We start from the raw sequence: 22,544 nt of genomic DNA, 5'->3' as shown, positions 1-22,544 counted from the left end.
GAATCATTACGAGCGGTGGTATTGGGCTGTTTATTATTGGGAAGCCGTAATGATTGGCATAAAGAGCATTGCGAGCTACGTTCCTGTAGCCGGCGTGGACAATTACGCACAAGGTGCAAAATTCGAAAAGGATGAAGAATTCATCCTGGGCAAAATCGGTTCGGCCTTCCTGCCGCGTAAAGACGCCGGGCAGGAAACCTCTGACCTGTGTGTCGAAGCAGCCAATGCGCTGTTCGCCAACAATCCCGACTTGAAACGTGAAGACATCGACGTACTGATCGTTGTCACCCAGAACGGTGACGAAGAAGGCCTGCCGCACACCGCAGCTATCGTTCAAGACAAACTGGGCCTGCCGACCACCGTCGCCGCGTTCGATATTTCCCTGGGCTGCTCCGGCTACGTCTACGGCATCTACGCCATCAAGGGTTTCATGGAAGCCGCAGGCTTGAAGAATGGCCTGCTGATCACCGCTGATCCGTACTCCAAGATCGTCGACCCGGAAGACCGCAACACCACTATGCTGTTTGGTGATGCCGCCACCGCGACCTGGATGGGTGAAAACGCGCCATGGCAATTGGGCAAGGCCAAGTTCGGCACCGACGGTTCCGGTGCGCCGCACCTGAAGGTGACCGACGGGGTGTTCTTCATGAACGGCCGTCAGGTGTTCAATTTTGCGCTGCTTAAAGTCCCGGCGCATTTGCACGAATTGCTGGCCGATTCGCAACTGACCGCTGACGATATCGATGCCTTTTGCATCCATCAGGGCAGTGCAGCGATTGTCGATGCCGTGGCGCGACGCTTCGAAGGCGAGCCGGAGAAGTTCATCAAGGACATGGTCGAGACTGGCAACACGGTGTCGTCGAGCATTCCGTTGCTGCTGGAAAAACATGTGCTGGACTCCACCTGGAAGCGCGTGGCGTTGAGCGGTTTCGGCGTTGGTTTGTCGTGGGGCTCGGCGATTATCTATCGCCCTTGATCTATCAAAAGCCAGGCACAAAAAAAGCGTTCAAGGTGTAACCTTGAGCGCTATTTTTTTGCCCGAATGAAAAGCGAGGCTCCATGAGCGAGTTCTTTGAGCGCAACGGTGAGTTGATACAGCGGCGCTGGCCCAAGGTCTGGGATCGACTGTCGGTTGAGAACAGCGCCGCCTTGCAAGCTGATCTGGTGGAAGGCCTGGGCTCGACGTTGAGCATCAATGGCATTCAGTTGACCAGTCGCCATGACCGCACTCGCGAAGCGTTGCTTCAGGCCGACAGCCTGCCGGTCGACAGTCCGGTGGTGCATGTCTATGGCACCGGGCTGGGTGATTTGCAGCTGCAACTGCTGGAGCGTGCCGGGCTTGAACGGTTATACGTGCATATTTTGAACGGCGCGGTGTTTGCCCTGGTGCTGCAACTGCTCGATCAACAGCCGTGGCTCGGCGATTCGCGAGTAGAGCTGTTGTATGCCGGCGATCTGTCGGAAATCCAGTTGCCGTACTTCGCGCTGCCTTCGGAGCTGGTGCTGGCGGACGACTTCAACGCCAAGATCCGCGACCGGCTGATCAGCGAAACCCACCTGACCTTCAATAATCGCGAATTCGCTGCCGACAATCCGGAAATTGCCGAGCGTTTGCAGGCGTGTGTCGAGCGTGTTCGCGCCGATGCCGATGCGGCCGAGCTGTTTGCCACCTGTCCCGGCTGGGAGGTGTTTGTCATTGCCACCGGGCCGAGCCTGGAACAGCACTTCGACACACTGCGTACGGTTCGCGAACAGGCTCGGCGCCCGCTGTTCATTTGCGTCGATACCGCCTACCGACCGCTAATCGAACATGGGATCAAACCGGATGTGGTGGTCACGATTGATCAGCGCATCTCGACGCGACATTTGCCGTCCGATGCCACGAGCGATATCACGCTGGTCTACATGCCTATGGTCGATCCAGTGGTTTTGAGAGCCTGGCAGGGCAAGCGTTACGTGGCCTATTCCGCCAGTCCGATGTATAGAGAGCTGCGCGAGCGACTACCCAGGGCCCAGCTCTATGTCGGTGGCAGTGTGATCCATCCGGCTGTGGACCTCGCGGTAAAAATGGGCGCCAGCCAGATCACTCTGTTCGGCGCCGACTTTGCTTTCCCGAACAACAAGACCCACGCCGGTTGGAATGACGGTGATCTTGGGCCGCAAGTGGGCGCAGCCAGACATTGGGTACTCGACGGCCACAGTCAGCGGGTGAAGACGCAGCTCAATTTCCGCAGTTACTTGTGCGAGCTGGAACGGTACATCGCGGGGCATCCTGGGGTGGGTTTCTATAACAGCAGTCGGGCAGGGGCGATGATCGTCGGCACGACGTTTCACCCGGAGTTCACGCGATGACTCAACGCTTGCTGGCTGCCCAGGCGCAGCAGTGTTCCGGTTTGTTCCGTTTGGGGCGAGATGTCGAAGCGGCGCTGTTGATGATTCAGGTGTGCAGCGATGTTCAACTTGTGATGGGGCGAGCGAGTGTCGAGGTTCAATCCCTCTGGGCAGCGTTGCTCACTGACATGCTGGTCCGTCAGGAGGCGCAGGACTGGCTGGCGCTGGCGGATCATCTTGACTATGAGCTGCCGGAATTGCTGAAGGCGGCAACCGCCGTTTAACGCTTTTTGAAAGGTGCCGGTACAGGCGAGTCCTCGCTGTCCCGTGACCGGCATTTCCCCGACGTCATTTTTTTGAATCGAACTGCCGCCAAGCCCTTGTTTCCTGAGGGGTGGCAGTGTGATGGCAAATATTTTTCAAAATCTCCTAAAGCAACCTGCATTCGCGACGATAACTATTACGAAGGTTCTCTAGGCCACACCCGGCGGTTGCCAGGGCCGGAAGCCGCAGTACCCAACCAACGAGGAATTCGTCATGGCTTTAACCGTAAACACTAACGTCACATCGTTGAACGTTCAGAAAAACCTGAACAAGGCTTCCGATGCCCTGTCGACTTCGATGACCCGTCTGTCCTCCGGCCTGAAAATCAACAGCGCCAAAGACGACGCCGCTGGCCTGCAAATTGCTACCCGCATGACCAGTCAGATCCGTGGTCAGACCATGGCAATCAAAAACGCCAACGACGGTATTTCGATTGCCCAGACCGCTGAAGGTGCTCTGCAGGAGTCCACCAACATTCTGCAGCGTATGCGTGAGTTGGCTGTTCAGTCTCGTAACGACAGCAACGGCTCAGTTGACCGTACCGCTCTGGACAAAGAGTTCAACCAGATGAGCGACGAGTTGTCGCGTATCTCGAAAAGCACCAACTTGAATGGCAAGAATCTGCTGGATGGCACTGCCGGCTCCATGGAGTTCCAGGTCGGTTCCAATACCACCGTCGATGACCATATCAAGTTGAGCCTGACACAGAACTTCGACGCTACCACCTTGGGTGTTGCTAGTGGTGCTGGCGGCATCTCCATCTCGGGTACTACGAACGCTCTTGCTCACACCGCTATCGATGCTGCAATTGGCAAGATTGATACTGCTTTGGGGACTATTACCGCGTCCCGTGCCGAGCTGGGTGCTGCGCAAAACCGTTTCACCAGTACCATCTCCAACCTGCAGAACGTTAACGAAAACGCCTCTGCTGCACTGGGTCGCGTACAAGATACCGACTTCGCTGCTGAAACTGCACAGTTGACCAAGCAACAAACTCTGCAACAAGCCTCCACCGCAATTCTGGCCCAGGCCAACCAACTGCCATCCGCTGTACTGAAACTGCTTCAGTAATAGCTGGTTGAGTGTTGGCGAGGGAGTGCGCTAGTCGTGCTCTCTCGCTTTTTTACTTCAAGAGGTGATGGACATGGATATGAGCGTGAAGCTGAACTTGTCTTATCCAGCTGCCAGGCCGGTGGCGACTGTCGCTGAAAAGTCAGCGCAGAAGCCTCAATCGGAAAGTGCTGCAGTCGCTGCTGTCAGGGACGAGAGCAAAGGCAAGGAAACCGAGAAGGACCAACTCAAAATGGCCGTTCAGGAAATTGAGAAGTTCGTTCAGTCGGTCAAGCGCAACCTGGAGTTCTCGATCGATGAGGCTTCCGGCAAAGTAGTCGTCAAGGTGATTGCCAGTGACTCGGGTGAGGTGGTCCGACAGATCCCTAACGAAGAAGTCCTGAAGCTGGCCAATAGCTTGAATGATGCGAGTAGTCTGTTGTTCAGCGCTAAAGTCTGACAGCTGGCATGAAAATTGTTGCTATGTTCTTTTGGGCGTTGTAGTGGTCAAAAGACCGGCGAGACACTGAAGGGAGTTCCACATGGCAAGTCCAATTCTACCGGGCACGGGTTTAGGCTCAGGCCTTGATACCGGTGCTATCGTAAAGGCACTGGTCAACGCTGACAAAGCGGCCAAGCAGGGCCAGATCGACAAGCAAACCAAGCTCACCACTTCTGCTCTGTCAGGTGTCGGTCAGTTGAAAAGCGCTCTGGCGGCTTATCAGGCGGCCATGGACAAGCTCAACAGCGCAACGGCTCCGGCGTTCAAGGGGTTTGCGGCAACCTCTTCTGCCGAGACTTTCGTCAAGGCGACCGCGACCAACTCTGCAGTCAATGGCACCTATGCGATTGACGTGAAAAGCCTCGCGACCTCTTCGAAGGTGGCAACCGCGGCTATGGATTCCACGCAGGCTAGTGCTATTCCGAGTGGTAGTCTGGAAATCACTCAAAATAACACTACATACACCGTTGACATCAGTGCAACGTCAACGCTGCAAGAAGTGCGTGATGCGATCAATACCAAGCTCCAGTCGAATGGCATTTCCGCCAACATCGTCAATGATACCAATGGCTCGCGCCTGGTTTTCGGCTCCACGGTTACTGGTGCCCAATCGGATATCTCTGTCAGCGGTAGTCCCGGCCTGGAATTTCTGAATATCGACGGCACCAAGCTGATGTCGGATACCGGTGCCAATGGCCCCAATGGGGTCTTTGTGCCAGGGGCAGGCGCGATTTCGGCGCTGGCGGCTGATGCGGAGTTCACCGTCGATGGCTTGAAATTGACCAGCGCCAAGAACTCGGTCACCACGGCCATTTCCGGGTTGAGCTTTGATTTGGTGGGTGTGGGCAAATCGACAGTGACTGTTGCCACAAATACCGATGGTTTGAAGAGTTCGCTGCAATCATTCGTTGATGCCTTCAATACTTTGGTCAAAACGGTTGGCAATTTGACCAAGGCCACGGCGGACGCCGATGGGCAACTTACGGTCTCGGCTGCGTTGACCGGTGATACAACTCCTCGGGCGATTTTGGCTGCCGTGCGTGCCGAGCTGACGACTTCAGCTTCGGGGGGGCAATTGACCGTGTTGTCCCAATTGGGTATTGGGACCCAGCGGGACGGTACGCTGGCGTTTGATAGCACCAAGTTCACCGCCGCCTTGAATGATAAAAAGCTCGGTGGCGAAATCCAGGGCCTGTTCCTTGGTGATACTGGCCTATTGGCGCGGATGGGCAAGGCCATCAATCCTTATACTGCTACCGACGGTATTCTCGCGAGCAAGACGACTAACCTGAACAAGCAGAAAGACAGGTTGAGCGACGATCAGGACGCCCTTGATCGTCGTATCGAGACGCTCACAGCGGTTCTGACCAAAAAATACAACGCTATGGATCTCCTGGTGGGGCAGCTCAAGGCAACCGCCAGCAACATCACCTCGATGTTCGAAGCAATGACCGCGCAGCAGAAGAACAGCTGATAGTCTAGTAGCGCCAAAAGCCCGGCAGCGTCGTTAAACGCTCCGGGCTTTTGTGTTTTGCGACTAAAGTTTTTTGACGCGTCGTCGATACACTGGTTATACGAACCACAGATTTTTTGATGAGGTACAGCATGAATCCAATGTTAGCCCTTCGCCAATACCAGAAGATTGGCGCTCAGGCGCAGACTTCCGAGGCTAGCCCTCATCGTCTGGTGCAGATGCTGATGGAAGGTGGCCTGGATCGTATTGCGCAGGCCAAAGGCGCGATGGAGCGCAAGGACATTGCTAATAAAGGCGTTCTGATCGGCAAGGCCATCGGCATTGTCGGTGGTCTGCGTGAAGGTCTGGATCTGGAAAACCAGGCCGAGTCGGTGGGGGAGCTGGATAACCTCTACACCTACATGATGAAGCGCCTGACGGAAGCCAACGTCAAAACCGATCCAAAGATTCTCGACGAAGTCGCTGATTTGCTTCGCACCGTCAAAGACGGCTGGGATGCTATCGCCGCGCCGGGTCCGCAGTTTTAAGGAGATCACTATGAGTCTTGTATTGCAGCGAATCGAACAAACCCGTGAAGGCCTGGTCGGTGCTTTGGCTGAGCGTAACTGGGAAGCCATTGGTGAGTTGGACCTGGCTTGCCGTTCCTGCATGGAAGACGTCTTGAGTGAAGCTTCGGTGGACGAGGCCGCGTTGCGCGACAACCTTGAGGTGTTGCTGGGGGTGTATAAGCAGCTTCTTGAGGCGGCGACAGGGGAGCGGCAAGCGATAGTCGATGAGATGTCGCAGATCCACCAAGCACAGAGCGCGGCAAAGGTTTACCATCTGTTCGGTTAATTAATCCCCGGTTAATCCAAACATAGTGCGCCATAAATTTGACTGTGCACGGTTTTTTGACTTAACTAGTGGCTGATTCCAGATTTCAGGCGTCTACAGGCATAACGTGTCTGCAAGCGTCTAGCTTGCCCCAGCATTTGGGCATTGAGTTGACTAGGGAAGTTGCTATTGCATGTGGCGTGAAACCAAAATTCTGCTGATTGATGACGATAGCGTCCGTCGCCGCGACTTGGCGGTGATTTTAAATTTTCTTGGCGAAGAAAATTTACCCTGCGGCAGCCATGACTGGCAGCAGGCTGTCGGCTCATTGTCATCAAGTCGTGAAGTAATCTGCGTCCTCATCGGGACGGTCAATGCTCCTGGTGCACTTGTGGGCTTGTTAAAGACACTCTCAACCTGGGATGAGTTCCTTCCGGTTTTGTTAATGGGCGATAATTCTTCCATTGACCTGCCAGAAGATCAGCGTCGCCGAGTGCTTTCGACCCTCGAAATGCCACCCAGCTACAGCAAATTGCTCGACTCCCTGCACCGTGCCCAGGTCTATCGCGAGATGTACGACCAGGCCCGCGAGCGCGGTCGTCATCGCGAACCCAATCTTTTCCGCAGTCTTGTCGGCACCAGCCGGGCGATTCAACACGTCCGTCAGATGATGCAGCAAGTCGCCGACACCGACGCCAGTGTGCTGATCCTCGGTGAGTCGGGTACCGGCAAGGAAGTGGTCGCTCGCAACCTGCACTATCACTCCAAGCGTCGTGACGCGCCGTTCGTACCGGTCAACTGCGGGGCGATCCCGGCCGAGTTGCTGGAAAGCGAACTGTTTGGCCACGAGAAGGGCGCCTTCACCGGGGCAATCACCAGCCGCGCCGGGCGTTTCGAACTGGCCAATGGCGGCACGCTGTTCCTCGATGAGATCGGCGACATGCCGCTGCCGATGCAGGTCAAGCTGCTGCGCGTATTGCAGGAGCGCACCTTCGAGCGCGTGGGCAGCAACAAGACCCAGAGCGTCGATGTGCGGATCATCGCGGCGACCCACAAGAATCTCGAAAGCATGATCGAGATCGGTACCTTCCGCGAAGACTTGTACTACCGCCTGAACGTGTTCCCGATCGAAATGGCGCCACTGCGTGAGCGTGTCGAAGACATTCCGCTGCTGATGAACGAGTTGATCTCGCGCATGGAGCACGAGAAGCGTGGTTCGATCCGTTTCAACTCGGCGGCGATCATGTCGCTGTGCCGCCACGGCTGGCCGGGCAACGTCCGCGAACTCGCCAACCTGGTGGAACGCATGGCGATTATGCATCCGTACGGGGTGATCGGCGTGGTCGAATTGCCGAAGAAATTCCGCTACGTCGACGACGAGGACGAGCAACTGGTCGACAGTCTGCGCAGCGATCTTGAAGAGCGGGTGGCCATCAACGGTCACGCTCCGGACTTCTCGGCCGGCGCCCTGCTGCCACCGGAAGGCCTGGACCTGAAAGACTACCTCGGAGGTCTGGAACAAGGGCTGATTCAACAGGCGCTGGATGATGCCAATGGCATCGTGGCGCGCGCGGCAGAGCGGCTGCGTATTCGTCGCACCACGCTGGTGGAAAAGATGCGCAAGTACGGCATGAGCCGTCGTGATGGTGATGAACAGGCGGATGATTGACGCCTGTTTTTCAAGTCCTTCATTTGTAGGCAGTTTTTTTTAGGCACGGGTATTGCTACATCCCTCGCAACGTTCCGTTTAACTGACGGTCAGCCAAGCGAGAGAGCACGATGCCCCAAGCCGCCCAGATGTCTCCTGTCCCTGACGCTTCGGGACAACCGTCGTCCGTAGAGCAGGCGAGCCGGCTTGGCCTTGAGCAGGCGTTTGCACTGTTCAACCAGATGTCGAGTCAATTGACCGATTCCTACAGCATGCTCGAGGCCCGGGTCACCGAGCTCAAGGGTGAGCTGGCAGTAGTCAGCGCTCAGCGCATGCAGGAATTGGCGGAAAAAGAACGCCTGGCCAACCGGCTGCAAAACCTCCTCGATCTGTTGCCCGGCGGCGTCATCGTCATCGACGCCCAAGGCATCGTGCGCGAAGCCAACCCCGCTGCCTGCGAACTGCTCGGTCTGCCCCTCGAAGGCGAGCTGTGGCGTCATGTCATTGCCCGCTGCTTTGCGCCCCGTGAAGACGACGGTCACGAAATCTCGCTCAAGGACGGTCGGCGCTTGTCGATCTCCACTCGCTCGTTGGATGCCGAGCCTGGTCAGTTGGTGTTGCTCAACGACCTGACTGAAACCCGTCATCTGCAAGATCAGTTGGCCCGCCACGAACGGTTGTCATCCCTCGGCCGAATGGTCGCTTCGCTGGCTCATCAGATTCGTACCCCCTTGTCCGCCGCCTTGCTCTACGCCAGTCATTTGACTGAGCAAGCGTTGCCGGTCGAGACCCAGCAGCGTTTTGCCGGGCGGCTGAAAGAGCGTCTGCATGAGTTGGAGCATCAGGTTCGCGACATGCTGGTGTTTGCGCGTGGCGAGCTGCCGCTGACCGATCGCGTCACACCCAAAGTGCTGATGCAGTCACTGCAGGCGGCAGCACTGACCCATGTGCAGGACCTGCCAATTCGTTGGCAATGCGACAGTCATTCCGGCGAGTTGCTGTGCAATCGCGACACGCTGGTCGGGGCGATCCTGAACCTGATCGAGAACGCCATCCAGGCCAGCGCCGGTGACGTCCGTTTGAAGGTCCACCTCTATACCCGTGACGACAATTTGCGCGTATCTGTCAGTGACTGCGGCAGTGGTATCGACACGAAAGTGCTGGCACGACTCGGCGAGCCGTTTTTTACCACTAAAACCACCGGGACCGGCCTTGGCCTGACCGTGGTCAAGGCAGTGGCACGTGCCCATCAGGGAGAATTGCAGCTGCGCTCGCGGCTGGGGCGCGGCACTTGCGCGCAGGTCATCCTGCCGCTTTTTTCCGGTGAAAAGCCCAGCGCTCAGGGAGCGGAGTGAAGGACATGGCAATCAAGGTTTTACTGGTCGAGGATGACCGCGCGTTACGCGAAGCATTGGCCGATACGCTGTTGCTCGCCGGGCACGATTTCAAAGCCGTCGGTTCGGCGGAAGAAGCGCTGGCAGCGGTTGGTGCCGAGGCGTTCAACCTGGTGCTGAGTGACGTCAACATGCCGGGCATGGACGGCCATCAACTGCTCGGATTGCTGCGTACTCGTCAGCCGCAGCTGCCGGTGTTGCTGATGACCGCTCACGGAGCTGTCGAGCGGGCGGTCGATGCGATGCGTCAGGGCGCAGCGGATTATCTGGTCAAGCCATTCGAGCCCAAAGCCTTGCTCGATCTGGTGGCGCGTCATGCCCTGGGCAGTCTCGGCGCGACCGAGGGCGAGGGGCCTGTAGCGTTCGAGCCGGCCAGTGCGCAATTGCTGGAATTGGCCGCACGGGTGGCGCGCAGTGATTCCACGGTGTTGATCTCCGGTGAGTCCGGGACCGGCAAGGAAGTGCTGGCGCGTTACATTCATCAGCACTCTCACCGCGCCAGTCAGCCGTTCATTGCGATCAACTGTGCAGCGATCCCGGACAATATGCTCGAAGCCACCTTGTTCGGTCACGAAAAGGGTTCGTTCACTGGCGCCATCGCAGCGCAGGCCGGCAAGTTCGAACAAGCTGATGGCGGCACGATCCTGCTCGATGAAATCTCCGAAATGCCCCTGGGGCTCCAGGCCAAGTTGCTGCGAGTTTTGCAGGAGCGCGAAGTTGAACGAGTCGGCGCACGCAAGCCGATCACGCTGGACATTCGAGTGGTCGCCACCACCAACCGTGACCTGGCGGGTGAAGTGGCGGCGGGGCGTTTTCGCGAAGACCTTTACTATCGCCTGTCGGTGTTTCCGCTGGCCTGGCGTCCGTTGCGCGAACGTACCGCCGACATCCTGCCATTGGCCGAGCGACTGCTGGCCAAGTACGTCAATAAAATGAAGCATGCCGCGGCAAAGCTCTCGCCTGAGGCGCAGGCGTGCCTGATCGGTTATCCGTGGCCGGGCAACGTGCGTGAACTGGATAACGCGATCCAGCGTGCCTTGATTCTGCAGCAGGGCGGTTTGATCCAGCCGCAGGATTTCTGCCTGGCTGGGCCTGTGGCGTGTGCGCCGTTGCCGGCATTGGCGCCGACGACTGTGCGCGCAGTAGAAGTCGACGCCGAATCGGCGGGCGCCCTCGGCGATGATCTGCGTCGCCGTGAGTTCCAGATGATCATCGACACCTTGCGCTCCGAACGCGGCCGTCGCAAAGAGGCCGCCGAGCGCTTGGGCATTAGCCCGCGCACCCTGCGTTACAAGCTGGCGCAGATGCGTGATGCCGGAATGGACGTGGAAGCTTATTTGTTCGCCACCTGATTCGTTAGCAATGCAAAGCCTGGACGGCTTTTGTTTAGAGCGGCCACGGAGCTGGCACCCTTGTTGCTAACACCTCACTACCCGCCGAGTGAGTGTCAAAAAATTGCGGGTCGCCAAAGACGTAGCTCGTCAAAGAGAGAGACCATGAGCCAAGGTATTGAATTCAATCGATTGATGCTGGACATGCGTTCCATGCAAATGGATGCCATGTCTGCGTCGAAATCGACTGCCGCTGTTCCTGAAATGGGTGGCAGCAGCTTTTCCGACATGCTCGGTCAGGCCGTCAACAAAGTGAACGAGACGCAGCAGGCGTCCAGTCAGTTGGCCAGTGCCTTCGAGATCGGCAAGAGTGGCGTCGACCTGACGGACGTGATGATTTCCTCGCAGAAGGCCAGCGTGTCTTTTCAAGCGTTGACCCAAGTACGCAACAAGCTGGTTCAGGCATACCAAGACATCATGCAGATGCCGGTTTAAGGACGAATTGAGTCATGGCAGAAGCAGTCGCCGATAATGTTCCGGCCAAGGCCACTCCAATAGACGGCAAGCCGCCGCTGTTCGGGTTGTCCTTCCTGGAAAACCTCTCCGAGATGACCATGTTGCGTCAGGTAGGCCTGTTGGTCGGCCTGGCTGCGAGCGTGGCGATTGGCTTTGCCGTGGTGTTGTGGTCCCAGCAGCCGGACTACCGGCCTCTGTACGGCAGTCTTGCCGGTATGGACGCCAAACAGGTCATGGATACCCTGGCCGCAGCCGACATTCCCTATACCGTTGAACCGAACTCCGGTGCCTTGCTGGTCAAGGCCGATGATCTGTCCCGTGCGCGAATCAAACTCGCGGGCGCTGGTGTCACTCCCAGCGACGGCAACATCGGTTTTGAAATTCTCGACAAGGACCAGGGCCTGGGCACCAGTCAGTTCATGGAAGCGACCCGTTATCGCCGCGGTCTCGAAGGCGAACTGGCTCGCACCATCTCCAGCCTGAACAACGTCAAGGGTGCCCGCGTGCACCTGGCGATTCCAAAAAGTTCGGTGTTCGTGCGCGACGAGCGCAAGCCGAGCGCTTCGATTCTGGTGGAACTGTACTCCGGCCGCTCGCTGGAGCCTGGTCAAGTGCTGGCGATCATCAACCTAGTGGCCACCAGCGTTCCCGAACTCAGCAAATCCCAGATCACTGTCGTCGACCAGAAGGGCAACCTGCTGTCGGATCAGGCGGAGAACTCCGAACTGACCATGGCCGGCAAGCAATTCGATTACAGCCGTCGCATGGAAAGCATGCTGACTCAGCGCGTGCACAACATTCTGCAACCGGTGCTGGGTAACGATCGCTATAAAGCCGAAGTCTCGGCCGATGTGGATTTCAGTGCCGTCGAGTCGACCTCCGAGCAATTCAACCCGGACCAACCGGCGCTGCGCAGCGAGCAGTCGGTCAACGAACAACGTACCGCCAGCAATGGCCCACAAGGTGTACCGGGTGCCCTGAGCAACCAGCCGCCGTCGCCTGCCTCCGCACCGCAAACCACCGGTGGCGCTACCGCGTCGGCCGGCATGGTGCAGCCAGGCCAGCCACTGCTGGATGCCAACGGTCAGCAAATCATGGACCCGGCCACCGGCCAGCCTATGCTTGCACCGTACCCGGCGGACAAGCGTCAACAGTCCACCAAGAACTTCGAACTCGACCGTTCCATCAGCCACACCAAACAACAGCAGGGCCGATTGAATCGCCTCTCGGTGTCGGTGGTGGTGGATGACCAGGTCAAGATCAACGCGGCCAACGGTGAAACCACCCGTGCGCCGTGGACCGCCGATGAATTGGCGCGCTTCACTCGCCTGGTACAGGACGCCGTCGGCTTCGACGCCAGCCGTGGCGACAGTGTCAGCGTGATCAACATGCCGTTCTCCGCCGAGCGCGGTGAAGTGATTGCCGAAATTCCGTTCTACTCCCAGCCTTGGTTCTGGGACATCGTCAAGCAAGTGCTGGGTGTCTTGTTCATCCTGGTGCTGGTGTTCGGTGTGCTGCGTCCGGTGCTCAACAACATCACCGGTGGCGGCAAAGGCAAGCAGTTTGCAGGCTTGGGTAGCGACGTCGAGTTGGGTGGCATGGGCGGCCTGGACGGCGAACTGGCCAACGACCGCGTCAGTCTCGGCGGCCCGACCAGCATTCTGCTGCCGAGCCCGAGTGAAGGCTATGACGCACAGTTGAATGCAATCAAGAGTCTGGTGGCAGAAGATCCGGGTCGCGTGGCCCAGGTCGTGAAAGAGTGGATTAACGCAGATGAGTGATAACCGAGCCGTTGCCGCCAAACTGTCCAAGGTCGACAAAGCCGCGATTCTGCTGCTGTCCCTGGGTTCGACCGACGCCGCCCAAGTGCTGCGCCACATGGGGCCCAAAGAGGTCCAGCGTGTGGGTGTGGCCATGGCCCAAATGGGTAACGTGCACCGCGAGCAGGTCGAGCAGGTGATGAGCGAGTTCGTCGACATCGTCGGCGACCAGACCAGCCTCGGCGTCGGTTCCGACGACTACGTGCGCAAAATGCTCACCCAGGCCCTGGGCGAAGACAAGGCCAACGGCCTGATCGACCGGATCCTGCTGGGCGGCAACACCAGTGGCCTCGACAGCCTGAAGTGGATGGAGCCGCGCGCCGTCGCCGACGTGATCCGTTACGAGCACCCGCAGATCCAGGCGATCGTCGTGGCGTATCTCGATCCGGACCAGGCGGGCGAAGTGCTGGGCAACTTCGACCACAAGGTGCGTCTGGACATCATTCTGCGGGTCTCCTCGCTGAACACTGTGCAGCCTGCGGCCCTGAAAGAACTCAACCAGATTCTCGAGAAGCAGTTCTCCGGCAACTCGAATGCCTCGCGCACCACCCTGGGTGGCATCAAGCGCGCGGCGGATATCATGAACTTCCTCGACAGCTCGATCGAAGGTCAGCTGATGGACTCGATCCGCGAAGTCGACGAAGACCTGTCCGGTCAGATCGAAGACCTCATGTTCGTGTTCAACAACCTGTCCGATGTCGACGATCGCGGTATTCAAGCGCTGCTGCGCGAAGTGTCTTCCGACGTACTGGTGCTGGCCCTCAAGGGTTCGGACGAAGGCGTCAAAGAGAAGATCTTCAAGAACATGTCCAAACGGGCGGCCGAACTGTTGCGCGACGACCTCGAGGCCAAAGGCCCGGTGCGCGTCAGCGACGTGGAAACCGCGCAGAAAGAAATCCTCACCATTGCCCGCCGTATGGCCGAAGCCGGAGAAATCGTTCTCGGCGGGAAGGGCGGCGAAGAGATGATCTAAGGTCACTATGTCGTCCAAACATGATGAGTCCAACACCGACCTGATCCGTGGCAAGGACGTCGGTGGTTTCGATGTCTGGTCGCTGCCCAGTTTCGATCCGTTCGTGCCGGAACCCGAGCCGGCACCCGAGCCCGAGCCGCCGGAGATGGAAGAAGTGCCACTGGATGAAGTCCAGCCACTGACCCTCGAAGAGCTCGAAAGCATTCGTCAGGAGGCCTACAACGAGGGCTTCGCCACGGGCGAAAAAGAAGGTTTCCACAGCACCACGCTCAAAGTCCGCCAGGAAGCCGAGGTGGCCCTGGCCGCCAAGATTTCCGCTCTGGAGCAATTGATGGGGCATTTGTTCGAGCCTATTGCCGAGCAGGACACCTTGATCGAAAAGTCCCTGGTCGACCTGGTGCAGCACATCACCAAACAGGTGATTCAGCGCGAACTGGCCATCGACTCGACGCAGATCGAACACGTCATGCGCGAGGCCCTCAAGCTCTTGCCGCTGGGCGTGGGCAATGTTCGGCTGTACATCAATCCGCAAGATTTCGAACAGGTCAAAGCCCTGCGCGAACGCCATGAAGAAACCTGGCGCATCGTCGAGGACGAGGCATTGTTGCCCGGCGGTTGCCGGGTCGAGACTGAACACAGTCGCATCGATGCCACGGTCGAAACCCGCGTTGCGCGGGTCATGGACAAGCTCTTCGATCAGTTGCACGAACAGGCCTTGCACCCGGCCGAGCCGGATCTGAGCCTGGAACTGCCGATCAGCGACAAGCCAGCGGTCGTGCCGGTCGAACCTGAACCGGACGTTCCCGATGCGCCTTGATCGCACCAGCTTCGCCAAGCGCCTCGGCAGCTACGCCGAGGCCACGGCGCTGGAAGGCGCGCCGATCCTTGAAGGCCGCTTGCTGCGCATGGTCGGCCTGACCCTCGAAGCCGAGGGCTTGCGCGCCGCCATGGGCAGCCGCTGCATGGTGATCAACGACGACAGTTATCACCCGGTGCAGGTCGAAGCTGAAGTCATGGGCTTCTCCGGCAGCAAGGTGTTTCTGATGCCGGTCGGGAGCGTTGCCGGCATCGCTCCCGGTGCCCGTGTGGTGCCTCTGGCTGATACCGGTCGTCTGCCAATGGGCATGAGCATGCTCGGGCGGGTGCTCGATGGCGCCGGTCGCGCGCTGGACGGCAAGGGCGGGATGAAGGCCGAAGACTGGGTGCCGATGGACGGCCCGACCATCAACCCGCTCAAGCGCGAACCGATCAGCGAGCCGCTGGATGTGGGCATTCGCAGCATCAACGGTTTGTTGACGGTCGGTCGCGGTCAGCGTCTTGGCCTGTTCGCCGGTACTGGTGTGGGCAAGAGTGTGCTGCTGGGCATGATGACCCGCTTCACCGAGGCCGACATCATCGTCGTCGGGCTGATCGGTGAGCGGGGTCGTGAAGTTAAAGAATTCATCGAGCACATCCTCGGTGAAGAAGGGCTCAAGCGTTCGGTCGTGGTGGCGTCCCCGGCGGACGATGCGCCGCTGATGCGTCTGCGCGCTGCGATGTACTGCACGCGAATCGCCGAGTATTTCCGCGACAAGGGCAAGAACGTCCTGTTGCTGATGGACTCCCTGACCCGTTTCGCCCAGGCCCAGCGGGAAATCGCCCTGGCCATCGGCGAGCCTCCGGCGACCAAGGGTTATCCGCCATCGGTGTTCGCCAAACTGCCGAAGCTGGTGGAGCGGGCCGGTAACGCGGAGAAGGGCGGCGGTTCAATCACCGCGTTCTACACCGTACTGTCCGAAGGCGATGACCAGCAGGACCCGATTGCCGACGCCGCACGAGGCGTGCTCGACGGGCACATCGTGCTGTCCCGGCGCCTGGCCGAGGAAGGTCATTACCCGGCCATCGATATCGAAGCGTCCATCAGCCGGGTCATGCCGTCGGTGGTTACGCCCGAACACATGATGCGCGCCCAGTATTTCAAGCAACTGTGGTCGCGGTATCAGCAGAGTCGCGACTTGATCAGCGTCGGCGCCTATGTCGCGGGTGGTGATCGGGAAACCGACCTGGCGATCTCCCTGCAACCGCAGCTGGTGAAATACCTGCGCCAGGGCCTGAACGACAGCATCAGCCTGGGCGAAAGCGAAGCCTATCTCGGCACTATCTTCGCCCCCGCGGCCGGCGGCTAACCGGCCATGGCCCAGAGCCGAGCCTCGCGCCTGGCCCCCGTGGTCGAAATGGCCGAAAAGGCCGAGAAAACCGCGGTCCTGCGTCTGGGCCACTTTCAGGGGCAAGTCCGTCTGGCCGAAAGCAAGCTCGCCGACCTCGAAGCCTTTCGTCTCGACTATCAAGAACAATGGATCGTGCGCGGCAGCAGTGGCGTGTCTGGCCAATGGCTGCTGGGTTATCAAGGTTTCCTGGCGCAACTGGGTACCGCCATCGACCAGCAGCGACAAAGCCTGGTATGGCATCAAAACAACCTGAACAAGGCGCGGGAATCCTGGCAGCAGGCGTTTGCACGGGTCGAAGGTTTGCGCAAACTGGTGTTGCGCTACATGGATGAGGCGCGGCGGCTGGAAGACCGGCGTGAGCAAAAGCTGCTGGATGAGTTGTCCCAACGGTTGCCGCGTCAGGATCCGTATTGAGTGGTGCCTTCGAAAAGATCGCAGCCTGCGGCAGCTCCTACATTGACCGCATGCAAACTCGGTTCTGTAGGAGCTGCCGCAGGCTGCGATCTTTTGATCTTGCTCCAGCCCCAGCCAAGTGCTAAACCTTGTACACGTACGTTCACCCATGACAAGGAAGCCGTTAAATGTCAGTTGTTACAGAAGTATCCCAAGATGGGCAAAAGCTGACGATATCGATCAAGGGACGATTCGATTTCGCCAAGCATCAGGAATTTCGCGAGTCCTACGAAAATCTTGATCGAAAACCCGAGTCCTTCGAAGTGAATCTGAAAGACGCCACCTACCTCGACAGCTCAGCGCTCGGCATGCTGTTGCTACTGCGTGATCACGCAGGCGGCGAGACTGCCGAGATCAAATTGACCAACGCTAACGCAGATGTGCGCAAGATCCTCGCCATCTCCAACTTCGAACAAATCTTCGACGTGGCGTGACCGCCATGCAGTCCTTGTTCGAACCGCTGACGATCCTGATCGCCGAAGACAGCGCGGCCGACCGCATGCTGCTGTCGACCATCGTTCGTCGCCAGGGGCATGAGGTGCTGACGGCCGCCAACGGTGCCGAAGCCGTTGAAGCGTTTCGCCAGCAACGACCGCAACTGGTGCTCATGGACGCGATGATGCCGGTGATGGACGGTTTTGAGGCGGCGCGGCAGATCAAGGTATTGGCAGGGGAAACCCTGGTGCCGATCATCTTCCTCACCTCGCTGACCGAAAGCGAAGCGCTGGCCCGCTGTCTGGAGGCCGGGGGCGACGACTTTCTGGCAAAGCCTTACAACCAGGTGATCCTCGCCGCCAAGATCAAGGCGATGGACCGCTTGCGACGATTGCAGGCCACAGTGTTGCAACAGCGCGACCAGATCGCCAGGCACCACGACTACCTGCTCAACGAGCAGCGCGTGGCCAAGGCCGTGTTCGACAAGGTGGCCCACTCCGGCTGCCTGAGTGCACCGAATATTCGCTACCTGCAATCCCCCTATGCGTTGTTCAACGGCGATCTGCTGCTGGCCGCGTTCACGCCGGCTGGCGATATGCATGTGCTGCTCGGCGATTTTACCGGTCATGGTTTGCCGGCCGCGGTCGGCGCCATGCCCCTGGCCGAAGTCTTCTATGGCATGACCGCCAAGGGTTACGGCCTGTCCGAAACCCTGCGCGAGATGAATGCCAAGCTCAAGCGCATCCTGCCGGTGGACATGTTCTGTTGTGCAACGCTGCTGTGCCTGAGTTTTCAGCGACGCTCGGTGGAGGTTTGGAACGGCGGGATGCCGGACGGTTACCTGCACAGCATCGCCAGCGGTGAGCGAACGCCGCTGACGGCTCGGCATTTGCCGCTCGGCGTGCTGAGCCCGCAATCCTTTGATGACCGTACCGAGGTGTTTCCGATGGCGGTCGGGGATCGGGTCTTCCTGTTGTCCGACGGGGTGATCGATACCTGCGATGCCAACGAACAGTTGTTTGGTGTGGAGCGATTGCAGCAGGTGTTTGCGGCCAATCGTCAGCCTGATGAGCTGTTCGAAGAGATCGAGCAGGCGTTGCGGGACTTTCGCGGCGAGGCCCGTGATGACGTGAGCATGGTCGAGGTCAGTCTGCTGGAGGCCGCACAACTGAGCCCGCCGGCGCTGGTGTATTCCGACAGTGGTCAGTCCTGCCCGCTGGACTGGTCAGTGAGTTTCGAATTTCGCGCCGCCACGCTCAAACGCTTCAATCCGCTGCCGTATCTTCTGCAATTGCTGCTTGAGGTCCACGGTCTGCGGGCTCAGAGCGGGGCGCTCTACAGTGTTTTGGCCGAACTGTATTCCAATGCCCTGGAGCATGGGGTGCTGGGGCTGGATTCGAGTCTCAAGCGCGATGCCTCGGGTTTCACCCGCTATTATCAACAGCGCAATGCGCGCCTGGACGCTTTGCAGGATGGTTTCGTGCGGGTGTATTTGCAGGTGACACCCAAGGGCGAGGGCGGGTGCCTGACTGTTCGGGTTGAAGACAGTGGCAAAGGTTTCGATGTCGCGCGGGTGATGGAGCGGCCCGTCGATGGTGTCCGTCTGTCGGGACGTGGCGTCAGTCTGATCCGTCAGCTGGGCCACAATGCGAGTTGGTCCGACGATGGTCGAAGTGCCCGCGTGGAGTTTTTCTGGGAGGCTCTGGCATAATCCACGCATTCTTGATCAAGGAGTGAGCAAGTGGCTGACACACACCTGGACCGCGACGTGCTGAACGCGTTGCAAGAGGTCATGGAGGATGAGTATCCGACGTTGCTGGATACCTTTCTCGCCGATTCCGAAGAGCGTTTACGCATCTTGCGAAAGGCTGAAGATGCCGCGCAACTCATGAATGCTGCCCATAGCTTCAAGGGCAGCAGCAGCAACATGGGCGCCATTCGCCTGGCTGAGTTGTGCCATGAGCTGGAGCAGCGCGCCAAGCAAAAAAGCCTCGCCGGCATTGAAAAACTGGTGGGCGAAATTGATGACGAATTTGCGTTTGTCCGGCCGCTTTATGAGGCCGAGCGTCAGCGTTCCCTCTCTGCCAATGAGACCGTACGGCGCTTTTAGCACCTGTCACTCAAACCTGGCGCGACCTTTGCAATAACCTTCGTCAACTGTACCTACGATCCCAGTGCAGCGGAGACCGTTCCATGCCCGTTACCCCCAATATGCTTCTTCAGGCCGCCGCGCAGGCCAAGACTCAAGCCGCTTCCGCCAATACACCGGCGCTGGCCGCTGAGCCTGGGGACAAGGCATCCAGCTTCGCTCAGGTCTACGCCAATCAAGCCCGGAACAAACCCTCCGCGGTGGGTGATGGATCGGCCAAGCCGATACGCGATAAAGCGCCGGACAGCCCCGTTAAAAAGGACGTCAGCAACGACAAGTCTGCCGCCCCGGAACCTGCGGTTGCCGATAGCGGCAAACCCTTGCCCGCCGATAAGCCGGCGCAGGCTGACGACGAGGCCGCCAGCGATGACGGGTCGGATACTGCGCAGACGCCGGTTGCCGATGCCGCGCCCGTTGACCCGACGCTGGATCCTGCATTGATGCAGGCGGTACAACCTGCGGTGCCAGCGCCGGTACCGGCAGCTCCGCCCGTTGTAGTCACCCCACAACCGCAGGTCGAGGCGGCTGTGACGGCGGCAACGACTCCGGTCGTTGCAAGCACTGACACCGATTTCGATCCCGAAGCCGATCCTCTCGACGCATTGCCGGCCGTGCGCATGGCTATGGAGCAGGGCGGCCATATTTCGGCTGCGAGTCAGGCCCAGCCAAAAGCGGCACCGACCTCGGCCGAGGCCCAGGCTGACGGCGAGTCCACCTCGGCGCAGACCTTCGCCGCCGGCATGGCGAGCATGTTTGATGTGCAAGCCGACAAGGACAGCACCGGCCAGGGCGGCGACAAGGCCTTCAGTGGTCTTATCGATGACGGTCTCAAGGACCTGAAGTCCGCGAGTAGCGATACCCGGGTCGACGATTTCGCCAACCGTCTGGCGGCACTGACCCAGGCGGCCACGCCGAAAACCGCCAACGCATTGCCGGTGAATCAACCGATCGCCATGCATCAGAGCGGCTGGACCGAAGAAGTCGTGAACCGGGTCATGTACCTGTCCAGTGCCAATCTCAAGGCCGCAGACATCCAGTTGCAACCGGCCGAACTGGGGCGGCTGGACATTCGGGTGAACATGGTTCCGGACCAGCAGACCCAAGTGACGTTCATGAGTGCCCATCCAAGCGTTCGCGAAGCGCTGGACGGGCAGATGCATCGCTTGCGTGACATGTTTGCGCAGCAGGGCATGGGCCAGGTCGACGTCAATGTGTCCGACCAGTCACGTGGCTGGCAGGGGCAGGAACAGGCTCAACAGGGTCAAGGCCAGGGTGGACGCACCAACGCCAGCGGTGGTCGTCTCGATTCCATGGATGACGAGCTTGCGCCAACAGCTGCCGAAGTAGCGGCCAGCACCACCAGCGTCATTGGCTCCAGCGCCGTCGACTACTACGCCTGATCAAGCCCGACACCAATCCCTGTGGGAGCGAGCTTGCTCGCGATGAGGCCATAACATTCAACATCGTCGTTGACTGTTGCGCCGCCATCGCGAGCAAGCTCGCTCCCACAGGGGATTTGCGATGTTCTTCAGATTGCCGTCACCATCTCCCTACAGACATTTCTGGCATAACACTTGCTCTTGCCTTGCCGTGCGACTGTGAAAACCCGAATAGTGACGGATTATTGGCATGGCGAAGAGCGAAGCAGCAGTAAAAGACCCCGCAACCAAAGGCAAACTCAAGCTGATCATTGTGATCGTGGTGGCCCTGCTGCTGGCGATCGGCTTGTCCGTGGGGGCGACCTGGTTCTTCATGCACAGCGCCCAGAGCAAGCCTGCCGCCGCGGCTGAAACCGCCCCGGTCGGCAAGCAGCCAGCGATTTTCGAGCCCATGGCTCCGGCCTTTGTGGCCAACTACAACCAGAACGGCCGTCAGCGCTACATGCAGGTGAGCATTACCATGCAGGGTCGCAATCAGGCCGATCTGGAAGCGCTCAAAGTCCACATGCCCGTCATCCGCAATAACCTGGTCATGCTGTTTTCCGGGCAGGACTTCGCCACCCTGGCATCGCCGGTTGGGCAGGAAATGTTGCGTCAGAAAGCCACGGCCAGCGTCCAGGAAGTGGCGCAGAAAGAACTCGGCAAAGTGGTCATCGAACAGTTGCTTTTCACTAATTTCGTACTGCAGTAGGAACACGACATGGCCGTGCAGGACCTGCTGTCCCAGGATGAGATCGATGCGCTGTTGCATGGCGTCGACGATGGTCTGGTGCAGACCGATACCGCTGCTGAACCCGGCAGTGTCAAAAGCTACGACCTGACCAGTCAGGATCGCATCGTCCGTGGACGCATGCCGACCCTGGAAATGATCAACGAACGTTTCGCCCGTTACACCCGCATCAGCATGTTCAACATGCTGCGCCGCTCGGCGGACGTTGCCGTCGGTGGCGTGCAGGTGATGAAGTTCGGCGAATACGTGCACTCGCTGTACGTGCCGACCAGCCTCAACCTGGTCAAGATCAAACCGTTGCGCGGCACCGCGTTGTTCATCCTCGACGCCAAACTGGTGTTCAAACTGGTGGACAACTTCTTCGGCGGCGACGGCCGTCACGCGAAGATCGAGGGGCGTGAATTCACCCCCACCGAATTGCGTGTAGTGCGCATGGTGCTGGAACAGGCCTTCGTCGATTTGAAGGAAGCCTGGCAGGCGATCATGGAAGTGAACTTCGAGTACATCAACTCGGAAGTGAACCCGGCCATGGCCAACATCGTCGGCCCGAGCGAAGCGATTGTGGTGTCGACCTTCCACATCGAACTCGATGGCGGTGGCGGCGACCTGCACGTGACCATGCCGTACTCGATGATCGAACCGGTACGCGAAATGCTCGACGCCGGCTTCCAGTCGGACCTCGACGATCAGGACGAACGCTGGGTCAACGCCTTGCGTCAGGACGTGCTGGACGTTGACGTACCGATCGGTGCCACGGTTGCCCGTCGCCAGTTGCGCCTGCGGGACATCCTGCACATGCAGCCGGGGGACATTATCCCGGTCGAAATGCCGGACGAAATGATCATGCGCGCCAACGGCGTGCCTGCGTTCAAGGTCAAGATGGGGTCGCACAAAGGCAACCTCGCGTTGCAAGTGATCGAGCCGATCGAGCGCCGCTGACCGGCGCTCCAAACCC

23 protein-coding genes are annotated in these 22,544 nt (G+C 59.0%); all 23 read left to right on the top strand.

Translation table 11 applies throughout. The features are described from left to right. The first annotated feature begins 49 nt into the window (after positions 1 to 49). The 23 genes from ACA059_RS23690 to fliM all read left to right on the top strand — a co-directional run bounded on the left by ACA059_RS23690 (position 50) and on the right by fliM (position 22,528). Positions 50 to 976: a ketoacyl-ACP synthase III gene (locus tag ACA059_RS23690; RefSeq protein WP_134421374.1), complete on the top strand. Its 927-nt coding sequence runs from the start codon at positions 50 to 52 to the stop codon at positions 974 to 976. Positions 977 to 1,059: 83 nt separating this feature from the next. Then, on the top strand, positions 1,060 to 2,352 hold the full coding sequence (locus ACA059_RS23685; RefSeq protein ID WP_497631198.1) for a motility associated factor glycosyltransferase family protein: 1,293 nt from the start codon (positions 1,060 to 1,062) through the stop codon (positions 2,350 to 2,352). Further along, a complete protein-coding gene (locus tag ACA059_RS23680; RefSeq protein WP_497631197.1) occupies positions 2,349 to 2,615 on the top strand; it encodes a hypothetical protein in 267 nt (88 codons plus the stop codon). The genes ACA059_RS23685 and ACA059_RS23680 overlap by 4 nt, the downstream gene beginning before the upstream one ends. A 253-nt stretch (positions 2,616 to 2,868) precedes the next feature. Beyond that, complete coding sequence (locus tag ACA059_RS23675) at positions 2,869 to 3,726, top strand: flagellin domain-containing protein (RefSeq protein WP_497631196.1); 858 nt, start codon at positions 2,869 to 2,871, stop codon at positions 3,724 to 3,726. Between the two features lie 73 nt (positions 3,727 to 3,799). Then, complete coding sequence (locus tag ACA059_RS23670) at positions 3,800 to 4,165, top strand: flagellar protein FlaG (protein ID WP_497631195.1); 366 nt, start codon at positions 3,800 to 3,802, stop codon at positions 4,163 to 4,165. A gap of 82 nt (positions 4,166 to 4,247) precedes the next feature. Next, entirely contained in the window at positions 4,248 to 5,681 is a 1,434-nt protein-coding gene (fliD, locus tag ACA059_RS23665) for a flagellar filament capping protein FliD (protein ID WP_497631194.1), read from the top strand. A 131-nt stretch (positions 5,682 to 5,812) separates the two neighbouring features. Then, positions 5,813 to 6,208, top strand: a complete 396-nt coding sequence (gene fliS, locus ACA059_RS23660) for a flagellar export chaperone FliS (protein ID WP_497631193.1) — start codon at positions 5,813 to 5,815, stop codon at positions 6,206 to 6,208. A 10-nt stretch (positions 6,209 to 6,218) separates the two neighbouring features. After that, a complete protein-coding gene (fliT, locus tag ACA059_RS23655; RefSeq protein WP_497631192.1) occupies positions 6,219 to 6,515 on the top strand; it encodes a flagellar protein FliT in 297 nt (98 codons plus the stop codon). Between the two features lie 172 nt (positions 6,516 to 6,687). Continuing rightward, positions 6,688 to 8,163, top strand: a complete 1,476-nt coding sequence (locus ACA059_RS23650) for a sigma-54 dependent transcriptional regulator (protein ID WP_497631191.1) — start codon at positions 6,688 to 6,690, stop codon at positions 8,161 to 8,163. 128 nt (positions 8,164 to 8,291) lie between these two features. Next, positions 8,292 to 9,497 (top strand): sensor histidine kinase, encoded by a 1,206-nt coding sequence (locus tag ACA059_RS23645; RefSeq protein ID WP_497634721.1) that lies wholly within the window; start codon positions 8,292 to 8,294, stop codon positions 9,495 to 9,497. A 5-nt stretch (positions 9,498 to 9,502) separates the two neighbouring features. After that, a complete protein-coding gene (fleR, locus tag ACA059_RS23640; protein ID WP_497631190.1) occupies positions 9,503 to 10,888 on the top strand; it encodes a sigma-54-dependent response regulator transcription factor FleR in 1,386 nt (461 codons plus the stop codon). 144 nt (positions 10,889 to 11,032) lie between these two features. Beyond that, a complete protein-coding gene (gene fliE / locus ACA059_RS23635; protein WP_129442173.1) occupies positions 11,033 to 11,362 on the top strand; it encodes a flagellar hook-basal body complex protein FliE in 330 nt (109 codons plus the stop codon). Between the two features lie 14 nt (positions 11,363 to 11,376). Then, on the top strand, positions 11,377 to 13,164 hold the full coding sequence (gene fliF / locus ACA059_RS23630; protein ID WP_056742086.1) for a flagellar basal-body MS-ring/collar protein FliF: 1,788 nt from the start codon (positions 11,377 to 11,379) through the stop codon (positions 13,162 to 13,164). Next, the gene (gene fliG, locus ACA059_RS23625) at positions 13,157 to 14,176 is read left to right on the top strand and encodes a flagellar motor switch protein FliG (RefSeq protein WP_007948903.1); all 1,020 of its coding nucleotides are present in this window, start codon (positions 13,157 to 13,159) and stop codon (positions 14,174 to 14,176) included. The genes fliF and fliG overlap by 8 nt, the downstream gene beginning before the upstream one ends. 7 nt (positions 14,177 to 14,183) lie before the next feature. Then, on the top strand, positions 14,184 to 14,993 hold the full coding sequence (gene fliH, locus ACA059_RS23620; protein WP_497631189.1) for a flagellar assembly protein FliH: 810 nt from the start codon (positions 14,184 to 14,186) through the stop codon (positions 14,991 to 14,993). Then, positions 14,983 to 16,341: a flagellar protein export ATPase FliI gene (gene fliI, locus ACA059_RS23615; protein WP_056742084.1), complete on the top strand. Its 1,359-nt coding sequence runs from the start codon at positions 14,983 to 14,985 to the stop codon at positions 16,339 to 16,341. The genes fliH and fliI overlap by 11 nt, the downstream gene beginning before the upstream one ends. Before the next feature lie 6 nt (positions 16,342 to 16,347). Next, positions 16,348 to 16,797: a flagellar export protein FliJ gene (gene fliJ / locus ACA059_RS23610; protein WP_033055981.1), complete on the top strand. Its 450-nt coding sequence runs from the start codon at positions 16,348 to 16,350 to the stop codon at positions 16,795 to 16,797. A gap of 167 nt (positions 16,798 to 16,964) precedes the next feature. Further along, entirely contained in the window at positions 16,965 to 17,270 is a 306-nt protein-coding gene (locus ACA059_RS23605) for an STAS domain-containing protein (protein WP_497631188.1), read from the top strand. Between the two features lie 5 nt (positions 17,271 to 17,275). Beyond that, on the top strand, positions 17,276 to 18,982 hold the full coding sequence (locus ACA059_RS23600; protein WP_497631187.1) for an ATP-binding SpoIIE family protein phosphatase: 1,707 nt from the start codon (positions 17,276 to 17,278) through the stop codon (positions 18,980 to 18,982). Between the two features lie 30 nt (positions 18,983 to 19,012). Further along, the gene (locus tag ACA059_RS23595; protein ID WP_150655104.1) at positions 19,013 to 19,381 is read left to right on the top strand and encodes an Hpt domain-containing protein; all 369 of its coding nucleotides are present in this window, start codon (positions 19,013 to 19,015) and stop codon (positions 19,379 to 19,381) included. An 83-nt stretch (positions 19,382 to 19,464) separates the two neighbouring features. Continuing rightward, on the top strand, positions 19,465 to 20,820 hold the full coding sequence (locus tag ACA059_RS23590; RefSeq protein ID WP_497631186.1) for a flagellar hook-length control protein FliK: 1,356 nt from the start codon (positions 19,465 to 19,467) through the stop codon (positions 20,818 to 20,820). 229 nt (positions 20,821 to 21,049) lie between these two features. Further along, positions 21,050 to 21,550 carry a flagellar basal body-associated protein FliL gene (gene fliL, locus ACA059_RS23585; RefSeq protein ID WP_033055987.1) on the top strand — a complete coding sequence of 167 codons (501 nt, stop codon included), beginning with the start codon at positions 21,050 to 21,052 and terminating at the stop codon, positions 21,548 to 21,550. Positions 21,551 to 21,559: 9 nt separating this feature from the next. Continuing rightward, the gene (fliM, locus tag ACA059_RS23580) at positions 21,560 to 22,528 is read left to right on the top strand and encodes a flagellar motor switch protein FliM (protein ID WP_008151077.1); all 969 of its coding nucleotides are present in this window, start codon (positions 21,560 to 21,562) and stop codon (positions 22,526 to 22,528) included. Positions 22,529 to 22,544: the final 16 nt, after the last annotated feature.

The sequence above is a fragment of the Pseudomonas sp. LBUM1647 genome (assembly GCF_059716175.1).
This window is presented reverse-complemented; position numbering and strand designations above follow the sequence as displayed.